Here is a 25769-nt window from a genome sequence, read left to right as displayed (position 1 = left end):
AAATCGAGTTCGGTCTTTGTCAGCGATGTTCGCGCGGACAGGTTAGGATTGGTTTAACATGAATGCGGATTTTGCCCCGCCAACCCGGAAAGAGCGGGGAAACAGGGGCAATCGGGCTTGAAAGACCGAATTTGTATGCTGCGACGATTTCGGCCGCCTCTGAACATCTTCTTGAATTGCGTCCTCCACTTCGAGCCGGTACATCGGCAAGTGGGTTGGCCGCGCACATTTGGGCGCGGCCGCAGGGATCGGTGAGGAACGGCAGTCATGAGAAGCGTGCGGATTGCAGTCTGGGTGGTCGTGTTGGTCGCTGCCGGAATATTGGGATGGTTGAGTTTCGGCGGCGGCAAGCCGCCCGAGCTGGCGGCATCCGGACCTTATGGCGTGCCTTTTGCGCTCGTCTCGCAAAACGGCCAGCCGATCAGCGAGCAGGCGTTCCGCGGCAAGCCGTCGGCCATCTTCTTCGGTTATACGCATTGTCCGGATGTCTGCCCGACGACGCTGTTCGAGCTGAATGGCTGGCTGCAGAAGGTCGATCCGGATGGCAGCAAGCTCAATGCCTATTTCGTGACCGTCGATCCCGAGCGTGATACGCCCGCTGTCATGGATCAATATGTTTCCAACGTATCCAAGCGCATCACGGGCATTTCCGGCGATCCCGCCAAGGTGATGGACATGGTCAAGGGGTTCCGCGTCTATGCCAAAAAGGTGCCGGTGGACGAGAAGCAGCCGAACGGCGACTATACGATGGATCACACGGCTTCCGTCTTCCTGCTGGATTCGGCAGGCCGTTTTGCCGGGACCATCGCTTATGAAGAGAATCCCGACGTGGCGGTGAAGAAGCTGGAGAACCTGATCAAGAAGGGGTAATGGCTGGATGAGCGAGCGGATTGGCGAACAGGGAAAATCCAGATCCATTCTAATCGCGGGGGCTGGGCCGGTTGGTCTTGCCGCTGCACTCGAGCTCGCCCGTCGCGGCTTCTTGCCACGTATCGTCGATGACGGCAGTGGGCCGACACCTATGGAAGAGAGTCGTGCGCTAGGCGTCAACGCCCGCACGCTGACGCTTCTGTCTCCTTCCGGCGTTGCAAACCACATCCTCGCTGCTGCCCAGCCGATCGAGCGCTTTCGCGTCCGCTCGGATAAGAAAATTCTCATCCAGTTGGATACTCGAGAGGTAAAAGGCCGCTTCAGCGCTGTTTGCGCTCTGCCGCAGGGCAGTACCGAGCGCCTGCTGATGGAGGCGCTTTCGGTCTATGGCATCTCGCCTGAATGGCAGACGGCCGTGGTCGCGGAAGCCATGTCGGACCCTCGAAAGCCGGAGGTCACGCTGCGCCGGACTGACGGTACGTCGGAGACGGTGCGGCCGGACATATTGATCGGTTCCGATGGCGCTCATTCTGCGGTGCGCAAGGCGCTCGGCGCCGGCTTCCCGGGTGAGGCACTGGAGGCTTATTTCTATCTTGCCGATTTCCGTTATGCGGAGCCGGTCGATACGCATTTCGGCGAGATATCGCTTTTCGATCCCGGCATGGTTGGGCGGCTGCCTGTGACGGCTGATATCATTCGCTATATTTCGACGCTGGAGAATTTCGAAAGCCGCATCGTTCATCCGGCCGCCATTGCTGAAAAGACGTGGGCCTCCCAGTTCCGCATCAACTTCCGGCATGTCGAACCCATGGCCAAGGGCAATGTCTTTCTTGCCGGCGATGCCGCGCATATTCATTCGCCGGCCGGCGCACGAGGCATGAATCTCGGCGTCGAAGATGCCTGCTGGCTTGCCTGGCTCATTGCGGAAGGCCGAGAACAGGAGTATTCGGCCTTGAGAATTCCCGCCGTGAAGCAGGTGTTGAAGCAGACATATGCCCTGACGCGACTGATCACCATGACAAATCCGCTGGCAATAGCGGCGCGCAATCTGTTTGCGCCGCTGTTGCTGCGCTTCGGCCCAGCCCGCCGGATATTGCTTCAGAATGTGGCCGGCTATGACACGCCAAGACCGCCCTGGATCGATTGGGCCGAATAAGAACGAGAAAGAGCGACGAGTTGAGTGAAATTCGCCTTTATGTGACGACGACCGAGAAGAAGGCCGGGCAGATCCTGGATCTGATGACACCGGTGTTCGAGGACGAGGAGTTTCCGATCGCAACGACTGAGATCGACGAGAAGAACGATCTCTGGGAAGCGTCGATCTATCTGTATGCCGTGGATGAAGATGAGGTTCGCGATCGTTTCGAGGCGCTTTTGAAGCCGGCTTTCGCCGAACTCGCCGTTCAAAGGGAAGTGCTCCCCGATATCGACTGGATCGCCAAGTCGCTGGAGGGCTTGAAGCCGGTGCGTGCCGGCCGCTTCCTCGTTCACGGTTCGCATGACCGCGACAAGGTCGGCGCCAGCGACATCGCCATCGAAATCGAGGCCGGGCAGGCTTTCGGCACCGGTCATCATGGCACGACGGCGGGCTGCCTCGAGACGATCGAAAAGGTTCTTGCCAGCCGCCGCGTGCGCAATGCGCTCGATCTCGGCACCGGCAGCGGTGTCCTAGCGATTGCCGTGCGCAAGCTGCGCAACATTCCGGTTTTGGCGACGGATATCGATCCGGTCGCCGTCCGCGTTGCACGCGACAATGTCCGCAGCAATGGGATCGCTTCCGGAATCGCCTTGGAGACGGCGCCGGGATTTCACTCGACCGCCTTTTCCAAGCATGGCCCCTTCGACCTTATCATCGCTAATATCCTTGCGCGCCCGCTGATCAAGATGGCGCCGCAGCTCGTGGCTCATCTGGCGCCTGGTGGCTCGGTCATCCTTTCGGGTATTCTGGCCGAACAGCGCTGGAAGGTGCTTGCAGCCTATAACGGCGTCAATCTGCGCCATGTGCGCACGATCTGGCGCAACGGCTGGGTTACCATCCACCTCGACCGGCCCTGAGCCGCTCACTTCCTGCATCTACGATTGCAAAAACAAAAAAAGACGGTGCCGAGGCACCGTCTTGAGACCGGCTTTCGCCGATCTTGCCCGCGAGCGTGTGGAGGAGGAGTGCTCGAGCAGGCTCTAGCGTTCTGATCATGGTCCGGATGGGAGGAGGAGAACCGGACCGCGACCTATTTGGAACGCGTAGCTTGGAAACTTCTTAGCGGTGACCGCCGCGGCTTGCGCCGATTGCCCGCGAGGTTTCGACTTCGAGCTGACGAAGCGAGCCGACGGAGTGGCGTACGGTACGACGCTCGCCAGCCAGCGCCGGGCTAACATATGCGGAGCGAGTGATAGGCATTGTCTTCAGTCCTTGGTTTTGAGCTGGTTCTTCGTGAACCCGTTTGATGGCTGCGATATAGCGACTCGCCGGCTGGCGTGGCAGGGGGGAGGCTTCATGGGAGCTATGCGCAGCATGCATGCATTGTGCCGTGAAGTTGTCATATTTGAAAAGCGATGCTCATGAAATGGGCGGATTCGTTAACGGCATCATGGCTGAATTCGGCAAGCCGGCAAGCCGGCAAGCCCGAGCAACCATCCCGCAGACAGTTTTCGCCTGCTGCCGAAAATCACGTCGCACTTCCGGCAATCATGCTCTAACATACTGGCACAACTCAATTTCACGGATTCTCCACCAGTCTCGGATCAACTCATGTTTCAGTCTTTCGACGTCACTTCCACCCCGCAATTCGGGCGCGAGCGTGTTGCCGGTTTGCGCGCCGCCTTCGGCGATCTCGGCATTGACGGCTTCCTGGTACCGCGTGCCGACGAATATCAGGGAGAGTATGTGCCTAAATGCTCGGAGCGGCTCGCATGGCTTACGGGCTTCACGGGATCGGCAGGTGTTGCGCTTGTGACACACTCTCAGGCCATGGTTTTCGTGGATGGCCGTTATGTCACGCAACTTGCCGAGCAGGTGGACCGCAGCGTCTTCACCGGCGGCGATCTGGTCAACGAGCCGCCGCATGTCTGGCTGCCGCGTCACGCGAAGAAAGGTTTCCGGCTTGGCATCGATCCGTGGCTGCATACGGGTGCGGAAGTGCGCCGTCTGGAAAAGGCATTGGCCGAGATAGACGGCAAGCTCGTCTTTCTGCCTCACAATCTGCTCGACAGGCTCTGGACGGACAGGCCGGCCGAGCCGCTGGGCAACGTTATCATTCAGGACATCGCCCAGGCCGGCGTCCTCGCCAAGGACAAGCTTGCGGCGATCGCGAACGGCCTCAAGGAAAAGAATCTCAAGGCGGCACTGATTACCGATCCATCGTCTGTCGCCTGGATCTTCAATATCCGCGGCAGCGACGTGCCGCACACGCCGCACCCCTTGGCCCGCGCCATCATCTACGCAGAAGGGGAAGCGGCACTCTTCCTCGACAAGCGCAAGACCAAGGTCGAGGCCGAAGCCTATCTAGCGCAGATCTGCAAGCAGCTGCCGCCTTCCGAACTTACCGAGCGCCTGGCCGCTGCGGCTGCGAATGGTGGGCGGATCCTGGTCGATCCAGATCTCGTTTCCTACGCCCTGACCGACATCATCCGCCGCGAAGGCGGAGAGGTCGTGGAGGGCAATGATCCCGCCAAGCTGCCGCGCGCCTGCAAGAATGCCGCTGAGATCAACGGCTCCGCTGCTGCCCATCTGCAGGATGGCGCCGCCATGGTCGAATTCCTCCACTGGCTGGAGACGAGCAAGCCGGGCACGGTAACGGAAATCGCCGCCGCAGAAAGGCTGGAAGCTTGCCGCGCCCGTGTCGGCGAGAGCATGCAGAACCCACTGAAGGACATCTCATTCGATACGATCGCGGGCGCTGGCGAGCATGCGGCCATCATGCATTACCGTGTAACGACGGCGAGCGACCGTCTGATCCAGGCGGGCGAGCTGTTCCTCATCGATTCGGGCGCGCAATACATCAACGGCACGACGGATATTACCCGCACCGTCGGCATCGGTGTTGTTTCCGAAGAGCAGAAGCGTCTCTTCACGCTGGTACTGAAGGGAATGATCGCCATTAGCACGGCGCGTTTCCCGAAGGGGACGCGCGGCTGCGATCTCGATCCGCTGGCGCGTATCGCGCTCTGGAAGGCTGGCGTCGATTTTGCCCATGGCACCGGCCACGGCGTCGGATCCTATCTTTCCGTACATGAGGGGCCGCAACGTATTGCGCGGCTTGCCGTGCAGGAACTGCTTCCCGGCATGATCCTTTCCAATGAGCCTGGCTACTATCGTCCGGGTCATTTCGGCATCCGCATCGAAAACCTGATCTATATCCGCGATCCGGAGGAGATCTCGGGCGGCGACATGCCGATGCTGGGCTTTGAGACGCTGACCTTCTGCCCGATCGATCGGAGCCTGGTGCTCGTGGAACTGCTGACGCATGACGAGCTGCATTGGCTGAACAAATATCACGCCCAGACTCGCGAGGCGCTGATGCCGCTGATTCATGATCATGACGTCCGGGCGTGGCTGGAAAATGCCACGCTCGAACTCAGCCATTGAGGTCAGCTATTGAGAAATACGAGCCCCATCCTGCTGCGAAGGTGGGATGGGGTCTTTTATTATCTCAAGCGCCGATGGAATGGCGCCATGCCATGACGGCGATCCATCCCGCCACGAGCATATAAGTCGAGGGATAGCGCAAGCAGACGAGAAGGGCAGCAAGCATCGCCGCCTTGATATCCCAGCCGCCGATGAAGAAGGCGGGTGCGACGAGGGTCGTAAGGACAGCGGCGGGCACGGCATTAAGTGCGGCCTCGACGCGCGGCGGGATGCGGGTCATCTTGACGATCAGGATATAGCCGCCAATGCGCGTCAGGAAGGTCACCACGGCGGCAGCCGCAATCAGCAGAACCATGTGCGGATTGAAATCGAACATGGTCAGACCTCGTGGCTTTCATGTGCGATATCGGGTTTCCGATTCGCCTTTATCGGCGGCAGCATCGCGGCAAGCGCGACGCCTGCCAATGCACCGATACTGACATGCCAGGGCGAGCCGACATAGCGATAAGCGATGGCTGATGCGACTGCACTGACGGCCACGACCGGCAGAAAGTTGTCGCGCGTGCGGAAGCCCATGACGATGCCGAGGAAATAGACCGGCAGCAGAATATCGAGGCCGATGGCTTTCGGATCACCGATGAAACTGCCGAGAAGACCGCCGATCAGGCTCACCACCACCCAGGGAATATAGATCACCGCCGCAAAGCCGATGTACCAGGAGAAGGTTACGGGCTTGCCGCTTTCGTGACGCTTGATCGTCTCAGCAAATTGCGGATCGACCAGCAGGAAGAAGGTAAAGAACTTCTGCACCGCGGAAAAGTGCCTGATATAGCGCGCGATCGCCGCGGAATAGAGAACATGGCGAAAGTTCACGGCGAGAATCGATAGCACGATAAGCCAAGCCTGAACATTATGGCCGAAGAGGTCGATGCCCACCATCTGGCTGGCGCCGGCATAGACGGTGCCGCTCATCAGGGTCAGCTCGCCAAGGGACATGCCCTGATCGCGCGCCAGCGCGCCGAAGAGTGCGCCGAAGGGCGCTGCAGCGAGGCCGACGGGAATGCCACCCTTCAAGCCTTCAAGAAATTCCGCGCGACTCATGGTCCGCTTTGTCCTTTGTGGAAAACCCGCATTGCCTCGGAGAAAGTATCGGGGACGCGGATCACGCATGGAAACAACGATAGTTGCACCCTTGCGCATTTGTTGCCGCGCTGTTCAATGGCGGGAGGTGTAAGCCGTGCCTTTGGAGCCAGCAATTGAATTTCCTTGATGGATCAATTGATTTCCTTGATCCAGAGCTTTGGGCTCGCTCGCAAAATGGGAGATAGCGAAGATGAAGAAGATCACCTTTGCGAAAGAGGAGAAGGCGGCCATGGTCGCTCGCGTCAAGCGCTATTTCGCCGATGAACTGGATCAGACGCTCGGTACGCTGCCGGCCGAATTCCTGCTCGATTTCTTCACCGCGGAGATTGGGCCGTACTATTACAATCAGGGCCTGCGCGACGCCCATGCCGCATTGATGAGCAAGATGGAGGATTTCGGCGAGGCGATCTATCTGCTGGAAAAGGAACCTGCCAAGGATTGATGGACCGTCACTTCTTCGGCTGGAACGTATGCTCCAAGGCCGGGAAGGTGCGGGCCTTCACCTCTTCGGCATAGGACGCCGCCGCTTTGGAAATCGCCGGCGCCAGTTCTGCGAAATGCTTGACGAAGCGTGGCTTGAAATCGTTGAACAGGCCGAGCATGTCGTCGGAAACGAGGATCTGCCCGTCGCAGGCGGCAGAAGCGCCGATGCCGACGGTGGGGATGGCGACTGCGGCGGTAATCTCGCGGGCGAGCGGCTCGATCGTGCCTTCGATCACCATGGCGAAGGCTCCGGCCTCCGAGATCGCCTTCGCATCGCGCCGGATCTTGTCGGCTTCACTGTCCGAGCGCCCAAGCGAACGATAGCCGCCGGTCGTGTTCACCTGCTGCGGCATGAGCCCGACATGGCCGAAGACCGGAATACCGCGGGAGGTGAGGAAGGAGACTGTTTCTCGCATTTCCTCCCCGCCCTCCAGCTTCACGCCGTCGCAGCCGGTTTCTTTCAGGATGCGCGCGGCATTGCGAAACGCCTGTTCCTTCGATTCCTGGTAGGACCCGAAGGGCATGTCGACGATGACGCAGGCATGTTTCGCGCCGCGCATGACGGCCTGGCCGTGGCCGATCATCATTTCCATCGTGACGCCGACGGTCGTTTCCATGCCGTAGAGCACCATGCCGAGGGAATCGCCGACCAGCAGCAGGTCGCAATGCGGATCGAGCAGGCGGGCAATCGGCGTCGTATAGGCCGTCAGGCTGACGATGGGGCGCGTGCCTTTCATGGCCGCGATGGCGGCGGGCGTGTTGCGCTTGACGTGTCCGACGGTGCTCATTTATGCGGCCCTTTCATCGGCGGACGATCTGTGTCCAATGACCCGGTTGTCAAGCAGGCGTGTGGTGCCGATGCGCACGAACAGGGCGACGAGCACCGGCTGGCCTTGCAGTTTCGTCAGTGTTTCCAGTGTCTCAGGGTGGCGGACGGCGGCGACCTCGGCGGTGGCAAGCGGCTCCTTTTCGATGAAGGTCCGCAGCGCCTCCTCGAATGCGGAAGGATCGTCGGCGCCCAGGGCATAGAGCCTTTCGGCTTCCGCAAGCGTATTCGGGACAATGGCGGCGGCGGTCCGCTCTTCCTTCGAGAGATAGACGTTGCGCGAGGAGAGCGCCAGGCCATCCGCATCCCGAACGGTCGGCACCGGCACGACCCGGACAGGCTGGGCCAGATCCTCGACCATGCGGCGGATGATCGTCACTTGCTGATAGTCCTTTTCGCCGAAATAGGCGCTGTCGGGCTGGACGATGTTGAAGAGCTTGGTGACGACGGTGGCAACTCCGGCGAAGTGGCCCGGGCGAACAGCGCCTTCCAGCTCCGCACCGAGCTTCGGCACGTCGACCACCGTTTCCATCGGGCGCGGATACATGTCGGTCACACCGGGTGCGAAGAGAAAATCGACGCCAGCGTCGCGCAGCATGGCGCTGTCGCGCTCGAGATCGCGGGGATATTTCGCCAGATCTTCATTGGCGCCGAACTGCAGCGGATTGACGAAAATAGAGGTAACGACGATGTCGTTCTCGGCTTTTGCACGGGAGACCAGTTCCATATGGCCGGCATGCAGATAGCCCATGGTCGGCACCAGGCCGATTCTCCTGCCTGCCTTGCGCTGTGCGCCGAGCCATTCGCGCAGGGCAGCTATCGTGTGGACGATCTCCATTGTGGCACTCCCTCGGCAAGCAACGCCTTCCCACGCCGCCCGCCTCCATCCCTTGAGTTTTGCGGGGTCTTCTAGCGTGTGCGGTGCAAAAAGGCAATTCAAGGCCGCTTGTCTTCGCGGCAAGAGCATCTGCGCATCAGCTCGCGATGCAAGCATCGCATCAGTCTTGCCCGTAAGCCACCAGACGCGATCGGAAATCTCCAGACAAATGCTGCCTGTGCATAAGCACATGGAGCGCCCTCGGCCACCGATGGCACCCGTTTTCGAGCCTGTTCTATAAATATCCCGTCGGGGTTAGCGCTTTCCTCAATCTTTTGCTGTTAGCTGCCGCCATGGCGAAGATCGTGGCATTGGCTGCATATTTCTATCAGGCGGCAGTGGCTTTCGGGCTGCTGATCGCGGTGGCGCGTCTGCTGACGCCGGCGGATTACGCCGCCTATTCGCTGTTCATCTCCATCAGTCAATTCGGCTCCATATTCTGTTTCGAATGGATTCGCTTTGCCTGCAGCCGTTTCTATCCCGGACACGGCCCCGGAAGCGAAGCTCTGGAGCGCAAGGCGCTGACGATCGAATTTGCAGCATGTGCAGCGGTTTGTATGGTCGCTGCCTCGGTTTCGATCCTTTTTTCGGTATCGGCAGAGATTGCCATCCTTGGCGGCCTGGTTGCCATCCTGCAGGGCGGCAGCGACTTGCATCTCACCATGCTTCGCTTCCGTCAGGAGTTTCGCATCTTCTCCCGGCTGCAGGGTTCGCGCGCCACCATTCTCGCAATCGGCACGCTTGCGGGCGCCGCCGTCGCTCCGACCTTTACTTGCACCGTCATCGGCCTCATGGCCGGTTATGTCGCTTATGGCCTCCTGGCCGCGTTTCTGACCCGCAACAGCTTGCGCGAGGCAGCATCCTTCGAGCCGCAGCTGGTGCGCAAGCATTTCGTTTACGGCAGTGTTGCCGCCTCGGCATCCGTCATCGGCATTTTGTCGCCATTGGGATTGAAATCGATCCTGACCGCCATCCTCGGAGCAGGGCCGGCGGCCGGAGCATTGCTGGCGCTCGATCTCTTGCAGCGGCCATTCGTGCTGATCGTTTCCGCCCTGCAGGCGATCCAATATCCCGATGTCGTTTCGACCTATGATCGCGAAGGAGCAACGCCGGTCTTCAGAAGGCAGCTTGGAGAGTATTATTCGCTGCTGACAGGTCTCACGTTGATGACGGCGGCCGGTATTTTTGCACTGCTGCAGCCTGTCGGAGAGTTCGTTATTGCCGTCAGCCTGCGCGATGGATTTCTTGCGGCAGCGCCTTTCGTCATCGGTCTTGCGGCATGTCGGGCGCTGACGTTCAACATGCTGCCGACGCCGGCGCATCTGCAGCATCGGTTGCTGGCTATCTTCATGCTCGCCGTTGTGGATTGCGCGTTGTTGAATGCCGGCGTATTGGCTGGGGGGTATCTAGGCTCTTACAACGATGCCGCCCTTATGGCCGGCGGCATGATCGGCACCTTGTGCGCGCTGGCGATCGGCGTGAAGGTCATGATGTCCCTTGCCTTCGATTTCGTCTGGCCGCCCGTCGTCTTTTCCGCCATTGGTCTCGTCGTACCCGTGCTGGCGACCGCAGGTTTCGGCTATTCGCTCTGGATATCGGTATTGGTTGGAGTTGTCGGTGGCGCGCTCTTCTGCCTGCTCGGCCTCTACAGCTACTTCATCACCATGTTCCGGCCACAAGCCCGGTCCTGAAGTCTCTCAGAGATCCTCGAGAATAGAGAGCACGCAGTCGGCGCTGTCGTCCCAGGAGAAGCGGGCGACGTTCTCATGGCCGCGCCGGCGCAGATCCTGGCGCAAGGCCTCGTCCGTCGCAATCCGCCGCATTGCGGAAACGAGTTCATCCTGCCGGAGGGGATCGAAGTAGAGCGCGGCATCGCCCGATGCTTCGCGCACGGCGGGAATATCGGCTGCGAGTACCGGGCAGCCCTGAGTCATCGCTTCCAGCGGCGGAATGCCGAAACCCTCGTAGAGGCTGGGGAAGATGAATGCGGTGGCATGACGTTCCAGGGCGGCGATTTCCGCATCGCTGAGCCGGCCCGGGAAGAGCAGGCTGCCGGCGGATTGCTGGTTGTCCGATTTGAAGACGGTCGGCGCGGAGCCACCGACGACCACGAGCTTCTGATCTTCAGCCTTCAATGTTTCGAAAGCGCGGATGGCGAAGGCAAGATTCTTGTTGGGCTTCATGGTTCCCACAAGCAGGAAGAAGCTTTGCGTCTTCAGGCCAAGCCGCTGCATGACCGTATCGTCCGGTTCGATAGCGGCGAAATGATCGACGGCATTGTAGACGACATCGATACAGGCCGAGGGAACCCGGAAAACGGAGGAAAGCTCCTGCCGCGAGAATGCGGAAACGGTGCCGATCTTGGCGGTGCGGGTCAGCACGGTACCGAGCGCACCGTGCAGCAGCCGGTAGCTGCGCTTGAAGGATTGCGGATGGCGGAAGATCGTCACGTCGTGAATGACGACGGCCTGGCGGCGATGCAGAAGGGGGCCGCTGCCGCCGAAGCCGATCAGGCGGCTGCCGCGCGCGCGGGAAAGCAATGATGTCTGTTCCCACACATGACCGGGCGCGGAACCGAAACTATCGATTTCTATTGCCGAGAGCCTGATATCGATGGGCGTATTTCGCGGTACGGCCAGACGCCAGCGCGCGCCTTTCAGCGAAGCGGGCAGGTCGCCTGCGGAGATCTTTCGGTCGAGTGCCAGCGTCAGCTCGCGCGCGAAGCGCTGCACGCCGGACAAGGGCTGGCCGAGAAAACGCCCATTGATGACAATAGATTGCACGCGAAAAACCCGATATTTCATTGATCGGATACAGCTTGCATCATTTTGTTTAGAGAAGGTTTAGCTGGACTTGCGCGATTTTACGCAAGTGCGTCCTTGCTGCCGATCACCGTAACGCCTCGGGCTCGCATGTCGTCAATCGCCGCCTTGACGCCGGCAGGGTCGATTCCTCGGCTCGCATCCTCGATAAAACGCACACTGACGCCAGGCAGCATTTCGACGGCATCGAGGGCGGAGAATTTTACGCAGTAGTCGGTCGCCAGTCCGCACAGATCGAGCTCGGTGACATGCTTGCTGCGCAGATAGGCGGCAAGGCCGGTGAGGGCTGCCTGGTCGTTGTCGCGGAAGGCGGAATAGCTATCGACTGCGGGGTTCTGGCCCTTTTGCTGGACGAAATCGACGGCGCCGATGTGGAGATCCGGGTGAAACTCGGCATCTTCGCTGTTCTGCACGCAATGGTCTGGCCACATCATCTGCGGCTTGCCCGAGAGCATGCCGATTTCAAAGGGCTTCTTGCCGGGATGGGAGGAGGCGAAGCTGCCGTGGCCGGCTGGATGCCAGTCCTGTGACGCAACGATCAGGTCGTATCTGCCGCTGTCGATCAGCCTGTTGGCAACAGGCACCACCAGATCTCCTTCGGGAACAGGGAGATTGCCGCCAGGGCAGAAGCCATTCTGGATGTCGATGAGCAGCAGCGCTTTCATGAGGCCGTCCTTCCGGTTTGTTGCGCCGCACGATGCCAAGCGGCGCGCTTGGGATCAAGCCCTTTGCGCCGCACCGGAAATCCGGCGAGGCGCAACGGCTATGTCAGTCTCAAGCAGGCTTGTGGCCTTTGAGGCCATAGAAGGCGATGTAGAGGTAGCAGATGATCGGCATCAAGAAGGCGAGGTGGATGCCGATGGTGTCGGCAAGGCCGCCCTGGATGATCGGCAGGATGGCGCCGCCGACGATGGCGAGGCATAGGATGCCCGAACCCTGGCTCGTATATTTGCCGAGGCCATGAAGCGCCAGGCTGAAGATCGTAGGGAACATGATCGAGTTGAACAGGCCGATCGCCAGCACGGACCACATGGCGGCGTGGCCTGTTGTCAGCACGGTGACCACAAACAGGATGATGACCGCACCAGCATTGAAGGCGAGCGCCTTGCCGTCATCGATGTGGCGCATGATCAGCGAACCGACGAAGCGGCCGATCATGGCGCCGCCCCAGAAATAGGAGACGTAATGCGCGGCATCGCGATGCGTGAGGCGTTACCAAAGCTGCTAGCATAAGTCCCGCTAATCGGGATTTGTCTTTTCAAGTAGGTCGATTTTCCATTGTCGACACCAGTGGTTCTGCGATTTTTCCCGGCATATTAGCTCACGGGGCAGGGCGAGTCGCTAAAGCTAAACTCAATCAAAAATATGCACTCGCATCGATTGCATCCGGCGGCGAATATAATATTGTTTGCTTGGAGATCGATTTGGGGGCTAATTATGTCGTTCAAGGAACAAGTTGCTGAACTATCGAAGCGCGCAATTGCTGCGCAAAATATTGCTCTTACTGAAGAGGCGACAAAGAACGCGCTTGTTATGCCATTTTTGCGTACTCTTGGTTTTGATATTTTTGATCCAACGCAGATTGTTCCTGAGTTTACAGCCGATGTCGGTTTGAAAAAGGGAGAGAAAGTCGATTATGCTGTCAAAATAAACGACAGGATCGAATTTATTCTGGAGGCAAAGGCTGTCAGTGCGAATCTCTCGCAGGCTCAATACAGTCAACTTTATCGGTATTTTTCTACCACTGATTGCTCGATTGCGATTTTAACAAATGGCGTGCAAATCTGGTTTTTCACTGATCTTGATGCACCGAACAAGCTTGATAGTAACCCGTTCTTTAAGTTTGATCTTTTTGATTACGATGACAATGATCTGAAAGAGTTAGAAAAATTCCACAAAGAAAAGTTTTCTATTGAAGATATTAAGAGTTCCGCCAGCACGCTAAAGCGAATGAAGGCGACAATCGGCTGTATAGAAGCACAGTTTAATGATCCTGATGACGAATTCGTGCGGCTCATCTCTAAGGAAATACATGATGGCAAGCTAACAGCAGCTGTTGTTGCTGAGTTCAAACCGATAATCAAGCGTGCCTTTGAAGATCTTGTTCGTCAAAAAATTCAAAGGAAATTGAGTGCGGCATTCAATGAGAACGTGAATATTCCGACGATAAAGGACGTAGATTCGGTCACCCAAATCAACGACGATGGGGATGGCATTGAAACGACTCAAGAGGAGATCGACGGGTTTAATATAGTGCGAGCGATCGGAGCGGAGTTCGCAGATGTCTCGCGAATTGTGATGCGCGATCAGAAATCCTACTGCGGCATTAATTTCGATGACAATAATCGTAAGCCAATCGTCAGATTGCATTTTAACTCGAAGACCAAGTTTCTAACGATCTTCGATGCGGAAAAAGCTGGGTCTCGATTCGACATAACGCAGACTACGGATATCTTTAAAGCCAAAGCGCAAATTCAAGCGGTCATCCAGTCATATGTCGGTTCCTAATCACACCCTCTCCACAAACCCATCCAACACGCGCTTCTGCCCGGCGCGGTCGAATTCGATCGTCAGCTTGTTGCCCTCGATCTCGGAGACATTGCCGTTGCCGAACTTGATGTGGAAGACGCGGTCGCCGATGGCGAATTTTGAGGGTTCGGTGGAGGTGGATTTGGCCACCAGTTCGCCGTCGATGGTGCGCACCTTGGGGCCGCTTTCGCCGTAGCCGATGCGCTCGACGGCGTGGCCGGAGCGGCTGCCCCAATTGTCGCGTGTCGCGTCATTGCGGTTTGCCTGGGCACGCTTCCAGCCCGGTGTGGAATAGGTGTTGGCGAAAGGATCGGCCTTGTCGAAGCGCGACTGGCCGTAGCCGCCTCGGCCATATCCGCCATAGGATTGCTCGACTTCGGCAACCTGAACATGCGTTTCCGGCAGTTCGTCGAGGAAGCGGGAGGGGATTGTGGATTGCCATAGGCCGTGGATGCGGCGGTTGGAGACGAACCAGATGTGGCAGCGGCGCTTGGCGCGGGTGATGCCGACATAGGCGAGGCGGCGCTCTTCCTCGAGTCCGGCGCGCCCGCTTTCGTCGAGCGAGCGCTGATGCGGAAACAGGCCTTCCTCCCAGCCGGGAAGGAACACGGTGTCGAATTCCAGGCCCTTGGCGGAGTGCAGCGTCATGATGGAGACGGCGTCGAGATTTTCGTTCTGCTCGGCATCCATGACGAGGGCGACATGTTCGAGGAAGCCGCGCATGGATTCGAAACTATCCATGGAGCGGATGAGTTCTTTCAGGTTTTCCAAGCGTCCCGGCGCTTCCGCCGATTTGTCATTCTTCCACATGTCCGTATAGCCGGACTCTTCGAGAATCTGTTCGGCAAGATCGGTGTGCGGCGTATTTTCGAGCAGGCCCTGCCAGCGGCGGAAGGACTGCACGACGTCGAACAGCGCTTTGCGTGCCTTCGGCTTCATCTCGTCCGTCTCGATGATATCGGCGGCGGCCGCCAGCATCGGGATATCGCGCACGCGGGCGTAATCATGCAGGGCGCGGACGGTCGTATCGCCGAGACCGCGCTTCGGCGTGTTGATGATGCGCTCGAAGGCAAGATCGTCCGCCGGCTGGCAGACGAGGCGGAAATAAGCCATGGCATCGCGGATTTCGAGGCGCTCGTAAAAGCGAGGGCCACCGACGACGCGATAGTTCAGGCCGAGCGTGACGAAGCGATCTTCGAATTCGCGCATCTGGAAGGAGGCGCGCACGAGGATCGCGATGTCGTTGAGATTATGCTTGTTGCGCTGCAGCTGCTCGATCTCTTCGCCGATCGCGCGGGCTTCTTCCTCGGAATCCCAGGAGGCATGCACCTGCACCTTGATGTCGTTCGGATCTGAGCGTTCAGTGAACAGCGTCTTGCCGAGCCGGCCCTCATTGTGGGCGATCAGATGCGCGGCGGCACCGAGAATATGTTCGGTGGAGCGATAGTTGCGCTCGAGCTTGATGACCCTGGCGCCTGGAAAATCCTTCTCGAAACACAGGATGTTGTCCACCTCCGCGCCGCGCCAGCCATAGATCGACTGGTCGTCGTCGCCGACGCAGCAGACGTTCTGCGGCTCGCCCTTCTGCCGCTGTGCCAGCAGGCGAAGCCACATGTACTGCGCCGTGTTGGTGTCCTGATACTCGTCGACCAGGATGTAGCGGAAGCGCTGGTGATAATCCTTGAGGATATCGGGATTCTGCCTGAGCATATTGATCGGATGCAGCAGGAGATCGCCGAAGTCGCAGGCGTTCAGCGTCTTCAGGCGGTTCTGGTAGGCGGCATAGAGCTCGCGGCCCTTGCCATTGGCAAAGGCGCGCGCATCGCCTTCCGGAATATCGGCGGGGCTGAGGCCCTTGTTCTTCCAGGTATCGATCATGCCGGCAAACTGCTTGGCCGGCCAGCGCTTGTCGTCGAGCCCTTCCGCCTGGATCAGTTGCTTGATCAGGCGGATGACGTCGTCCGTGTCGAGAATGGTGAAGCTGGAGGTGAGGCCGACCAGCTCGGCATGGCGGCGCAACAGCTTGACGCCGATCGAGTGGAATGTGCCGAGCCAGGGCATGCCTTCGACCGCACCGCCAACGAGCAGCGCGATACGTTCCTTCATCTCGCGTGCCGCTTTGTTGGTGAAAGTCACGGCGAGGATCTGACTCGGAAAGGCGCGGTTGGTGGAGAGAATATGGGCGATGCGGGTCGTCAGCACGCGCGTCTTGCCGGTGCCTGCACCCGCAAGCACCAGAACGGGGCCGTCAAGCGTTTCCACGGCTTCGGCCTGCTCGGGATTGAGTCCCGAAAGATAATCGGGCCGGCGGCCGCTATCGCGCGCCGCCATGGCACGAGCGGCAATACCGCCGCCAATGCCGCCGGCTGCCGGCGCAGGGCGGCGCGGTGCAATGTGCTCCGGCTCCTCGTCAAAGAAGGGAATATCGTCATGTCCAATGGTCATGCGGCCCAATGTAATGATTCTACCCCGAAAGGCAAAAGAAACGGGCCGAAACTAGAACAAAAAGCGCACATTCACAGGCGCTGCGGTCGTAGGAAGGCCACAAACGCGCCAAGAGCAGCGCCTGCATGACGGGATATCGGACGCGGCACTGCGCCCGCTGCCCGCCAATCTGCTGGCAGCGGAATGGGCGGCAGGATCATGCCGAGTTCGCTGTCAGCTTTGCGGTCATTTATGGTGAATTATGTATTTCGCTTAGCGCTTTCTTAAGCATGTTTGCTAATCATGGCGACATGTGACCGCTGGAGCGCAGGCGTCGTTTTTGCCTCGCTGCCTGTTGCCGACACTCTCGGCCCGCGCGCATGAGCGCCCGCGGCAAGGTTCCAATGTTTCCTTGTATTTGTTGCGTATCGTTGCGTCCGGAGTTCGTGTGCCGTGAGTATTTTTTCGACCTTCATCAGGGTCAGCCCTTCCGTGAATTCGGCGTTGGAAGTGCTGAGGGACACCCAGGCCAAATTGGGCAATGCCGAACGGCAAATGTCGTCGGGGCTACGGGTGCAGACAGTCAAGGACGATGCCACATACTGGAAAATCTCGACGCTGACGCATGCCGACATCGGCGCGATTTCGGCGGTTCAGGATGCGCTCGGTCTTGCCGCCTCGACGGTCAGCACCGCCTCCACAGGTGTCAGCAGCGCGATCGACGTCGTGACCGAGATCAGGACGAAGCTTGTCAGCGCCTATGAAACCAGCGTCGACAAGACGAAGCTCAACGACGAGATCACGGAACTCAAGCAACAGCTGCGCAGCACGGCGGAGTCGGCGACCTTCAATGGCGTCAACTGGACTGTGCTACGGAACGGCGCAGATCCGACCGCGCCGCATGAAATTCCAGGTGCCCTGATCCGCGGCAGCAACGGAACCGTCACGATCGGCATGCTGAACTATGCGGGCGCAAGCTCGACAACCGGCCCGATCACCTCCCGCGATGCCCGCTATCTGATAGACGATCAATCGAGCGGGACCGGCGGGTATGGCGTGCTGACCTCGACGGCCTTTGCGACCGAAGCCGGTTCCGCGAAAAACTACGTGCTGCTCGGCAGCAAGAACGGCAACACGAACGGACAGGTGGAAATCTCGCTTGATGCGAATACGACGCGGGGTGCGATCGTCGACATGGTCAACACCGTGACGGCGATGCTGAACCAGCTCAAGACGATCGGGTCGGCTTTCGGCTCTCTCGAATCACGCATCGATCTTCAGACCGAGTTTGCCAAAAATCTGAGCGACTCGCTGACCAGCGGCGTCGGCAAGCTTGTGGATGCCGATATGGAGCAGCAATCGAGCAAGGTTCTGGCGCTGCAGACCCAGCAGCAGCTCGGGTTGCAATCCCTGGCGATCGCCAATGCGAGCTACAACACGGTTTTGCAGCTCTTCCAGAACCTCTGATTGCAGGCAGGGCGGCGCAGGACGAAGCATCGGGACCGCGGCGGGTGCACGGCTCCCGCGCATCCGGATGTGACGTCATGTCGTCAAAGCTTCATATGCGCGATATGCACAGGGAACAAAGGCGCGGATAAGATTTCTCTTCATGATATTGCCGCAATGCTTCATATCTGCTGCGGCCATCGAACCGGAGAGCGACGATTCTATGATCAAGAAAATTGCCATTCTTGCCCTAGCGGCAGCCTTTTTGAACGCCTGCACGACCACCGACCCTTACACGGGTGAGCAGAAGGTATCGAATACCGCAGGCGGTGCGGCGATCGGTGCCGGCGTCGGCGCCGTTGCCGGTCTTCTGATCGGTCATTCGCCGGCTTCGCGCCGCAATGCCGCGCTGATCGGCGCCGGCGTCGGGGCGCTCGCGGGTGCCGGCATCGGCAATTACATGGACCAGCAGGAATCCGAGCTGCGTGCGCAACTGCAGGGCACTGGCGTTTCGGTGACCCGCGTCGGCGACCGCATCATCCTGAACATGCCTTCGGCGATCACCTTCGACATCGACCAGGATGCGATCAAGCCGGAATTCTTCCCGACGCTGAATTCCGTCGCGATCGTTCTGCGCAAATTCAACCGTACGCTGATCGACGTCAACGGCCATACGGATTCGACCGGCAGCCTTCAGCATAACCAGGATCTGTCCGAACGCCGCGCCGGATCGGTTGCCTCCTACCTGGGCAGCCAGGGTATCGATCAGCGCCGCATGTCGGCCATCGGCTTCGGCCCGTCGCAGCCGGTCGCATCGAATGCGAGCGAGGCTGGCCGCGCGCAGAACCGCCGCGTCGAGATCCAGATCGCGCCGATCACGCAGAACGGTTAAGTCTTCTCATCAAAAACGGCCGGGTCTCACGATCCGGCCGTTTTTTTATGCTTCCGATCACGCATGCATGCTTGCGCCCTTGGTGATCTTGTCGACGATTTTCTTGTCGGCGCGCAAGGCGATGCCGACGACTTTGGCGTCTCCGGGCGCGAATTCGGAGAAGACGGCGCGGTTGGCCACATCGTGGCCGGTTGAAAACATTTCCTCGATGAAGATGGAGGAAATGACACCACGCTCCAGCGAGCGGCGGTGGATGGCGGCGATGCTCTCCTTGTCGGCCGAGAGCACGATGATGGGCTGGATCGACAAAGCATTGTAGACGTTGCCGGTGCGGTCGCGATAGGCTTCTCCGATGATATCGGGATGTTGTCCGGCTATGCCTGTCGACAGGAAGGCCGTCACATTCAGCTTTTGCCAGGATTGAAGGTCGTTTCGCAGAACGATCGCGATTTTGGTGTCGAACATCGATGGTCACTTTCATGCAGTCTGGAAATGGGACATTGCACGAGGATGTAGCCGGACAGATCTTCGAGGGTCTTGAACGTTTGTGCGTGACGCCGGAGGCCAACCGTATCCTGTCCGCACCGGCCTATCCGGGCATCGAGCGCATTCAGGCGCAGTTTCGCGGCGATGCCTTCGAGCTGCACCGGCACGACACCTATGCGCTCGGCGTCACCATACGGGGCGTACAGACGTTCCGCTATCGCGGCGAACAGCGTTACAGCCTGCCGGGGAGGGTGATCATTCTTCATCCGGACGAGCTGCATGACGGCGGGGCGGCGACCGAGGACGGCCTTGTCTACCGCATGCTGTACCTGGAGCCATCGGTGATGTTTCAATGCCTTGAAGCGGCGCGTGTCGGCCTGCCTTTCGTCGATAACCCCGTGGTGGAAGACAATCGTCTCGCCGGCTTGTTGCTGGCTGCGCTTGGCGAGCTCGATCGCGAGCTGGATGAGCTCTTTGTCGATGATTTCGTCTCGCGGCTCACCGACGGACTTGTCCAGCATGCCCGTCTGCCGCAACGGCCTTTGAGCAGCATTGCGTGGGGGCAGGTAAAGACTGCGCGGGACTATCTCGAGGCGCATGTCACGCACGGGGTGCGTTCGCAGGAGCTGGAGCGCATCACCGGCCTCGATCGCTTTGCGCTGGCGCGGCATTTCCGTGCCGCCTTCGCCACAAGCCCGCATCGCTTTCTGCTGATGCGGCGTCTGCAGCAAGCAAAGGCGATGATCGGCGCCGGCGAGCCGATCGCGGAGGTGGCCGCCGCAACCGGCTTTGCCGATCAGAGCCATCTGACCCGGCATTTCAAGAAGGCGTTCGGCATGGCGCCGGGCGCCTGGAACACCATGGTTCGGAGAGCCAGTTAGCGGGGCCTGCGGGCTCTCAATGAAGTCCGAGGAACTGCCTGAGTTCCGGTGTCTGCGGGTTGGCAAAGACTTCGCCGGGCGGTCCGATTTCGTGCACGCGGCCCTGATGCATGAAGACGACGCGCGAGCAGACGTCCCGGGCGAATTTCATCTCGTGGGTCACCATCAGCAGCGTCATGCCTTCGCTTGCCAGTTCGCGCACGACGGCGAGAACTTCCGCAACCAGTTCCGGGTCCAGCGCCGAGGTGATTTCATCGCAGAGAAGCGCAATCGGCTGCATGGCGAGCGCTCTTGCGATGGCGACGCGCTGCTGCTGCCCGCCGGAGAGCTCGTCCGGATAGGCGTCGAACTTGTGTCCGAGGCCGACACGGTCGAGCATGCGCCGCGCCATTGCCTCGGCTTCGCCCTTGCTGGTCTTCTTGACAACCATCTGCGAGAGCATGACGTTGCGTCCCGCGCTCAGATGCGGGAAGAGATTGAACTGCTGGAAAATCATGCCGACCTTCAGCCGGAGCGTCTTCAGATGGAGCTCGTCGGGCAGAAGCTGGGCGCCGGCGACGGAGATCGAGCCGTCATTGATCGTCTCCAGCCCGTTGATGCAGCGCAGCAGGGTCGATTTTCCGGAACCGCTCTTGCCGATGATGGCGATGACTTCGCCGGGCTCGACATCGAGGTTGATGCCCTTCAGGACTTCGTTAGCGCCGAAGCTCTTGCGGACTTCAGTGATTTCGATGAGCGACATTGAGCTTCCTCTCCAGGATCTGGCTGCTTTTCGACAGCGGCCAGCACAGGGCGAAATAGATGAGCGCGACAAAGCCGTAGACGGTGAATGGCTGGAAGGTCGCGTTGGTGATGACGGTGCCGGCCTTCGATAGCTCGACGAAGCCGATGATTGAGGTCAGGGCCGTGCCCTTGACGACCTGCACGGAGAAACCGACCGTCGGCGGCACGGCGATGCGCAGCGCCTGGGGCAGGATGACGTAGCGCATCTGCTGCAGATAGCCCATGCCGAGACTTGCCGATGCTTCCCACTGGCCTTTGGCTACAGCCTCGACGCAGCCGCGCCAGATTTCGGTCAGAAAGGCTGATGACCAGAGGGTGAGCGCGACGCCGGCCGCGAGCCAGGCCGGCACGTCGATGCCGAAGAGCCCCAGGCCGAAGAAGGCCAGAAAGAGCTGCATCAGCAGTGGCGTGCCCTGGAACAATTCCACAAAATATCTGACGGCGATGCGCCCGGCCTTGGCCTTTCCGATGCGCAGGAACAGCAGGATCGCACCGACGATGGCGCCGCCGGCGAAGGAGACGAGCGACAGCAATATCGTCCAGCGCGCTGCCAGAAGCAGGCCGCGCAGAATATCCCAAGTGGTGAACTGGATCATTGGCGGACCCTGCGTGGAAAGATCAGCTTGCCCACGGCCGCGAGCACTTGCCGAAGCAGGATCGCCAGCACGAGGTAGATCGCCGTGGAGACGAAATAGGCTTCGAAGGCGCGGAAAGAGCGCGATTGGATGAAGTTTGCCGCGAAGGTCAGGTCCTCGGCGGCGATCTGCGAGACGACCGAGGAGCCGAGCATCACGATGACGACTTGCGATGACAGTGCCGGCCAGATGCGCTGCAGGGACGGAACGAGGACGACATGCCGGAAGGTCTCGAACCGGGTCATGGCAAGGCTGGCGCCGGCTTCGAACTGGCCGCGCGGCGTCGCCTGGATGCCGGCGCGGATGATCTCGCAGCTATAGGCGCCGAGATTGATGATCATCGCGAGATTGGCAGCCGTCATCTCGTTCATCTGAACGCCGATACCGGGCAGGCCGAAGAAGATGAAGAAGAGCTGGATCAGAAACGGCGTGTTGCGGATCAGCTCGACATAGGCCGCGACGAAGGGTTTGAGCCAGCCCGGTCCGAGCGCGCGCGCCCAGGCGCAGGCAATTCCGAGGACGATGCCGAGTACAGCGCCGATTAGGGTGAGCTCCACCGTGACGAGAACGCCTTTGATCAGCGTGGGATAGTATTCGGCGAGCCAGCCGAAATCGAAGTGATAGCGCATGGGAGAAAGCCTCGCTTGGACCGATCACGCCGCCGAATGACGGTACGATCGGTCCCGCGTTGATCAGAAGCCGGCCGGCAGGTCGGCGCTCAGCCACTTCTGCGACATCTTGTTCAGCGTTCCGTCCGCCTTGGCGGCAGCAATGATGTCGTCGACTTTCTTCTGCAGTGCCGCTTCGTTCTTGTTCAGGCCGATGAAGCAGGGGGAGTTGGTGATGAGGAATTTCATCTCGGGTTTCTTCGGCGGGTTCTTGGCGAGAATGGCCGCCGCGACGACGTTGCCGGTCGCAACCAGCTGGACCTGCCCGGACAGGAAGGCCGAAATGGTGCCGTTATTGTCCTCGTAGCGCTTGATCGTCGCGTCCTGCGGCGCGACCTTGGTGAGCGCGAGATCCTCGATCGCGCCGCGGGTGACGCCGATCGTTTTCCCGGAAAGGTCTTCCGGCTTGGCCGCCGCCACATCGCCGGGGCCGAAGACGCCGTTGAAGAAGGGCGCATAGGCGTCGGAGAAATCGATGACCTTTTCGCGATCCGGATTCTTGCCGAGGCTTGAGATCACCAGATCGACCTTGTTCGTCTGCAGATAGGGAATGCGGTTGGCGCTGGTGACCGGAACAAGCTCCGTCTTCACGCCAAGCTTTTCGCCGATCAGATTGGCCATGTCGATATCATAGCCCATCGGCGCCATGTCCGTGCCGACGCTGCCGAAGGGCGGGAAGTCCTGCGGAACGGCGACGCGGAGCGTGCCGCGGGAGGCTATGTCGCTCAGGGCATCCGCCCGAGCTGCGTGTGGGGTGGAAACCGACCCCATCGCCAGCATCGCGATGCCGAGTGCCATGAGCATTTGTCTGCGCTTCATCGAATATCCTTCCAATCGGGCTGTGTGAAAGCTGGAAGGCAAAACGCAAGACGCGTGCCAGTCGCCGCGGCAATGCCGGTGCTCCGCCGATTGCCGATCCAGACCTAGGGGATGTTCGTTGCCGATGATCGCTTTATGACGCGCGCTGCTGAAAAAATGGGCAATTCGTCAGGCTGTGTCGCCCAGAACGATCCAGATCAAAGATTGAGAGGTGAGAGGGTGCGATAGCTGCGGTCGACTTTCATCACTGGACAGCGCCGCGCCGATGTCCCATAGAACCGACCAAAGGGTTAACGTCCTTCGATGGCCGCGATGGGAGATTCGGATTATGGTTCTGGCTGATGCAAAGGCGGGAACACGCAACGAGGCTGGGATATTAGCCGTTCTCGGTGTTCTGAAACAGGCTTTGGGCGAGCGTTTCCAGACCGGCGAAAGTTTTCGCGCCCAGCACGCCCATACCACCACTTATATCCCATCGCAGCTGCCGGACGGCGTGGTCTTTGCCGAAACGAGTGAGGATGTGAGGACTGTCGTCAAGGCATGTGCCGAACACAAGGTTCCGGTCATTCCCTTCGGCACGGGTTCCTCGCTTGAAGGGCAGGTCAATGCGCCGCAAGGCGGCATTTCCATCGATTTCAGCCGCATGAACCGCATTCTCGAAGTCAATGCGGAGGATCTCGATTGCACGGTAGAGCCTGGGGTCACGCGCGAACAGCTCAATACCTATCTGCGCGACACCGGCCTGTTCTTTCCGATCGATCCGGGCGCCAATGCCTCGATCGGCGGCATGGCATCGACGCGTGCATCGGGCACGAATGCCGTGCGTTATGGCACGATGAAGGACAATGTGCTGTCCGTGACCGTGGTGACCGCCAACGGCGAGGAAATCCGTACCGCCCGCCGCGCCAAGAAATCGTCGGCCGGTTACGATTTGACGCGGCTTTTCGTCGGCGCCGAGGGCACGCTCGGCGTGCTGACCTCGATCACGCTGCGCCTGCAGGGCATTCCGCAGAAGATCGCCGGCGGCGCCTGTGCCTTTGCGGATATCAAGGCGGCTTGCGATGCCGTCATCATGACGATCCAGATGGGTGTGCCCGTTGCGCGTATCGAATTGCTGGATACCGTGCAGATGCGGGCCTGCAATCGCTATTCAGGCCTGACATATGACGAGAAGCCTACGCTTTTCCTCGAGTTCCACGGCACCGATGAGACCGTCGCACTGCAATCGGCGCAATTTGCCGAGATTGCGGCCGAATGCGGTGGCGGCGAATTCCTTTGGACAAGCAATGCGGAGGAGCGCAACAAGCTCTGGAAGGCCCGCCACGACGCCTATTGGGCTTGCCGCGCACTGGCGCCGGAACTGGCTGCCCTGTCGACGGATGTCTGCGTACCGATCTCGCGGCTTGCCGAATGCGTTGCGGAAACCCAAGCCGATATCGAGGCACATGATCTGCTGGCGCCGATCGTCGGCCATGCGGGCGACGGCAATTTCCATGTACTTGTCCTGTTCGACGACAAGACCCCGGAAGGGATCACCATGGTCGAGGATTTTGTCGCCCGCCTCAACGCCCGAGCGCTTGCCATGGACGGCACATGCACCGGCGAGCACGGCATAGGGCAGGGAAAGATGGCGTTTCTGGAGCAGGAACTCGGCGGCGCCGTCGATCTGATGCGTCAGATCAAGGATTCGCTCGATCCGGATGCCATTTTCAATCCCGGAAAAATATTCCGCAGACACTGAAAGATGGAATATTTTCATGATCTTGGCTTGCTACATGCGCGAATAGCGCTAGGCTGCAGCCGTTCTTTTCCGGTTTTTGTCATGAAAAGCTGCATGTATGCGCTAGATGGGTGGCATACCTCTTAAAAAGAGCTGCTGTGGCAGGCAGGGATCAGGTAGAACTGTGCATATTCTAAGGTATGCCGTGTATGCGCTCTGACAGGCGACACATGCGTATATCGGGAATGAAGATTGGAGACGATACGCGTTGTTAGGTAGGGTCCTGGTTTTTCTGGGTGGATTGCTCGTGGTGGTGCTGTTCGTGGCGCTGCTCGCTCCGCTCTTCATAGACTGGACCGATTTTCGCAAGAATTTCGAAGATCAGGCGAGCCGCATCATCGGCAAGAAGGTGACCGTTCACGGTACCGTCGATGCTCGTCTTCTACCGTTTCCGTCTGTGACGCTGCACGATGTCCGCGTCGGTCAAGAGCCTGATGGCAAGCCGCTGGTGCAGATCGCCGAATTCTCCATGGACGCCGAACTTGCGCCTTTCCTTTCCGGCGAAGCGTTGATCTTCGATATGCGCGTCTCGAAACCCAAGGTGCGGCTGCGGCTGCTGAAGGACGGCACGCTGGACTGGATGCGCGGCAGCCAGCCGGAAATTCCCGCTAAGTCCGTGGTGCTCGAAAGCATTCATGTCGAAGACGGCGATATCCTCTTTATCGACGAGCAAACAGGCCGCACGCGACATGTCGCCGATCTGAATGCTCAAATGTCGGCGAGGTCGCTTGCCGGACCGTGGCGCATAGAGGGCGATGCGGCACTCGACAATGAGCATGGCAATTTCAGCATTTCCAGCAGCCAGCCCGACGACAATGGC

General features: G+C 59.5%; 25 protein-coding genes and 1 pseudogene. 12 read left to right on the top strand and 14 right to left on the bottom strand.

From position 1 onward, the window contains the following. The first annotated feature begins 267 nt into the window (after positions 1-267). The 3 genes from Q4Q11_RS04530 to Q4Q11_RS04520 are packed head-to-tail and all read left to right on the top strand — an operon-like array spanning position 268 to position 2925. On the top strand, positions 268-870 hold the full coding sequence (locus Q4Q11_RS04530) for an SCO family protein (RefSeq protein WP_112510247.1): 603 nt from the start codon (positions 268-270) through the stop codon (positions 868-870). 7 nt (positions 871-877) lie between these two features. Continuing rightward, the gene (locus Q4Q11_RS04525) at positions 878-2026 is read left to right on the top strand and encodes an FAD-dependent oxidoreductase (protein WP_498568778.1); all 1149 of its coding nucleotides are present in this window, start codon (positions 878-880) and stop codon (positions 2024-2026) included. Positions 2027-2046: 20 nt separating this feature from the next. Beyond that, positions 2047-2925, top strand: coding sequence for a 50S ribosomal protein L11 methyltransferase (locus tag Q4Q11_RS04520; RefSeq protein WP_112510242.1), 879 nt, complete (start codon positions 2047-2049; stop codon positions 2923-2925). 202 nt (positions 2926-3127) lie between these two features. Here the strand turns inward: Q4Q11_RS04520 and Q4Q11_RS04515 are convergent, their stop codons facing one another. After that, entirely contained in the window at positions 3128-3268 is a 141-nt protein-coding gene (locus tag Q4Q11_RS04515) for a hypothetical protein (protein WP_498568777.1), read from the bottom strand. A gap of 351 nt (positions 3269-3619) precedes the next feature. Here Q4Q11_RS04515 and Q4Q11_RS04510 point away from each other — a divergent pair, with 351 nt between their 5' ends. After that, positions 3620-5455, top strand: a complete 1836-nt coding sequence (locus Q4Q11_RS04510; RefSeq protein ID WP_498568776.1) for an aminopeptidase P family protein — start codon at positions 3620-3622, stop codon at positions 5453-5455. A gap of 64 nt (positions 5456-5519) precedes the next feature. On the opposite strand, the gene Q4Q11_RS04505 is transcribed toward Q4Q11_RS04510, so the two are convergent. Together Q4Q11_RS04505 and Q4Q11_RS04500 are read right to left on the bottom strand one after the other, a co-directional pair. Next, a complete protein-coding gene (locus Q4Q11_RS04505) occupies positions 5520-5831 on the bottom strand; it encodes an AzlD family protein (protein ID WP_112510237.1) in 312 nt (103 codons plus the stop codon). A 2-nt stretch (positions 5832-5833) separates the two neighbouring features. Beyond that, complete coding sequence (locus Q4Q11_RS04500) at positions 5834-6556, bottom strand: AzlC family ABC transporter permease (RefSeq protein ID WP_498568775.1); 723 nt, start codon at positions 6554-6556, stop codon at positions 5834-5836. Between the two features lie 232 nt (positions 6557-6788). Here Q4Q11_RS04500 and Q4Q11_RS04495 point away from each other — a divergent pair, with 232 nt between their 5' ends. Then, positions 6789-7040 (top strand): DUF2164 domain-containing protein, encoded by a 252-nt coding sequence (locus tag Q4Q11_RS04495; protein ID WP_112510231.1) that lies wholly within the window; start codon positions 6789-6791, stop codon positions 7038-7040. A 7-nt stretch (positions 7041-7047) separates the two neighbouring features. Here Q4Q11_RS04495 and panB read toward each other — a convergent pair whose 3' ends face one another. Next, positions 7048-7869 (bottom strand): 3-methyl-2-oxobutanoate hydroxymethyltransferase, encoded by an 822-nt coding sequence (gene panB / locus Q4Q11_RS04490; protein WP_498568774.1) that lies wholly within the window; start codon positions 7867-7869, stop codon positions 7048-7050. Next, on the bottom strand, positions 7870-8745 hold the full coding sequence (gene panC / locus Q4Q11_RS04485; RefSeq protein WP_498568773.1) for a pantoate--beta-alanine ligase: 876 nt from the start codon (positions 8743-8745) through the stop codon (positions 7870-7872). 344 nt (positions 8746-9089) lie between these two features. On the opposite strand from panC, the gene Q4Q11_RS04480 reads away from it, so the two are divergent. Beyond that, complete coding sequence (locus tag Q4Q11_RS04480; RefSeq protein WP_498568772.1) at positions 9090-10475, top strand: hypothetical protein; 1386 nt, start codon at positions 9090-9092, stop codon at positions 10473-10475. Positions 10476-10481: 6 nt separating this feature from the next. Here the strand turns inward: Q4Q11_RS04480 and Q4Q11_RS04475 are convergent, their stop codons facing one another. From Q4Q11_RS04475 to gluP, 3 genes and pseudogenes are all read right to left on the bottom strand, one after another. Beyond that, positions 10482-11567 (bottom strand): glycosyltransferase family 4 protein, encoded by a 1086-nt coding sequence (locus Q4Q11_RS04475; protein WP_498568771.1) that lies wholly within the window; start codon positions 11565-11567, stop codon positions 10482-10484. A gap of 80 nt (positions 11568-11647) precedes the next feature. Further along, positions 11648-12271: a bifunctional nicotinamidase/pyrazinamidase gene (gene pncA / locus Q4Q11_RS04470; RefSeq protein ID WP_112510220.1), complete on the bottom strand. Its 624-nt coding sequence runs from the start codon at positions 12269-12271 to the stop codon at positions 11648-11650. Between the two features lie 109 nt (positions 12272-12380). Continuing rightward, positions 12381-12815, bottom strand: a pseudogene (gluP, locus tag Q4Q11_RS04465) (glucose/galactose MFS transporter); the annotation flags it as partial. A 228-nt stretch (positions 12816-13043) separates the two neighbouring features. Between gluP and Q4Q11_RS04460 the strand changes: the two are divergent. Continuing rightward, on the top strand, positions 13044-14114 hold the full coding sequence (locus Q4Q11_RS04460) for a type I restriction endonuclease (RefSeq protein WP_498568770.1): 1071 nt from the start codon (positions 13044-13046) through the stop codon (positions 14112-14114). Here Q4Q11_RS04460 and Q4Q11_RS04455 read toward each other — a convergent pair whose 3' ends face one another. After that, a complete protein-coding gene (locus Q4Q11_RS04455; protein ID WP_498568769.1) occupies positions 14115-16580 on the bottom strand; it encodes an ATP-dependent helicase in 2466 nt (821 codons plus the stop codon). It abuts the gene before it with no gap. 432 nt (positions 16581-17012) lie between these two features. On the opposite strand from Q4Q11_RS04455, the gene Q4Q11_RS04450 reads away from it, so the two are divergent. Together Q4Q11_RS04450 and Q4Q11_RS04445 are read left to right on the top strand one after the other, a co-directional pair. Beyond that, positions 17013-18026, top strand: a complete 1014-nt coding sequence (locus Q4Q11_RS04450; RefSeq protein WP_498568768.1) for a flagellin N-terminal helical domain-containing protein — start codon at positions 17013-17015, stop codon at positions 18024-18026. 202 nt (positions 18027-18228) lie between these two features. Continuing rightward, positions 18229-18897, top strand: a complete 669-nt coding sequence (locus Q4Q11_RS04445) for a YiaD family glycine zipper/OmpA-like lipoprotein (RefSeq protein WP_112510373.1) — start codon at positions 18229-18231, stop codon at positions 18895-18897. A gap of 57 nt (positions 18898-18954) precedes the next feature. Here Q4Q11_RS04445 and Q4Q11_RS04440 read toward each other — a convergent pair whose 3' ends face one another. After that, entirely contained in the window at positions 18955-19362 is a 408-nt protein-coding gene (locus Q4Q11_RS04440; protein WP_112510208.1) for a DUF2000 family protein, read from the bottom strand. A 14-nt stretch (positions 19363-19376) separates the two neighbouring features. Here Q4Q11_RS04440 and Q4Q11_RS04435 point away from each other — a divergent pair, with 14 nt between their 5' ends. Then, positions 19377-20264 (top strand): AraC family transcriptional regulator, encoded by an 888-nt coding sequence (locus tag Q4Q11_RS04435; protein ID WP_498568767.1) that lies wholly within the window; start codon positions 19377-19379, stop codon positions 20262-20264. Between the two features lie 16 nt (positions 20265-20280). Here the strand turns inward: Q4Q11_RS04435 and Q4Q11_RS04430 are convergent, their stop codons facing one another. The 4 genes from Q4Q11_RS04430 to Q4Q11_RS04415 form a co-directional block, all read right to left on the bottom strand. Continuing rightward, positions 20281-21006 (bottom strand): amino acid ABC transporter ATP-binding protein, encoded by a 726-nt coding sequence (locus Q4Q11_RS04430; RefSeq protein ID WP_112510205.1) that lies wholly within the window; start codon positions 21004-21006, stop codon positions 20281-20283. Further along, positions 20984-21643, bottom strand: a complete 660-nt coding sequence (locus Q4Q11_RS04425) for an amino acid ABC transporter permease (protein ID WP_112510202.1) — start codon at positions 21641-21643, stop codon at positions 20984-20986. Before Q4Q11_RS04425 ends, Q4Q11_RS04430 begins: the two co-directional genes overlap by 23 nt. Beyond that, positions 21640-22311 carry an amino acid ABC transporter permease gene (locus tag Q4Q11_RS04420; RefSeq protein WP_112510199.1) on the bottom strand — a complete coding sequence of 224 codons (672 nt, stop codon included), beginning with the start codon at positions 22309-22311 and terminating at the stop codon, positions 21640-21642. The genes Q4Q11_RS04425 and Q4Q11_RS04420 overlap by 4 nt, the downstream gene beginning before the upstream one ends. A gap of 63 nt (positions 22312-22374) precedes the next feature. Beyond that, complete coding sequence (locus Q4Q11_RS04415; RefSeq protein ID WP_498568794.1) at positions 22375-23148, bottom strand: transporter substrate-binding domain-containing protein; 774 nt, start codon at positions 23146-23148, stop codon at positions 22375-22377. Positions 23149-23497: 349 nt separating this feature from the next. On the opposite strand from Q4Q11_RS04415, the gene Q4Q11_RS04410 reads away from it, so the two are divergent. Together Q4Q11_RS04410 and Q4Q11_RS04405 are read left to right on the top strand one after the other, a co-directional pair. Continuing rightward, positions 23498-24910 carry an FAD-binding oxidoreductase gene (locus Q4Q11_RS04410; RefSeq protein ID WP_498568766.1) on the top strand — a complete coding sequence of 471 codons (1413 nt, stop codon included), beginning with the start codon at positions 23498-23500 and terminating at the stop codon, positions 24908-24910. Positions 24911-25127: 217 nt separating this feature from the next. Continuing rightward, positions 25128-25769: AsmA family protein (locus tag Q4Q11_RS04405; protein ID WP_498568793.1), on the top strand; the 642-nt coding region annotated here is incomplete at its 3' end.

Source organism: Rhizobium sp. UFLA01-1127 (genome assembly GCF_059803845.1).
Note: the sequence above shows the minus strand (reverse complement) of the source record. Positions and strands in the feature narration are given on the sequence as shown.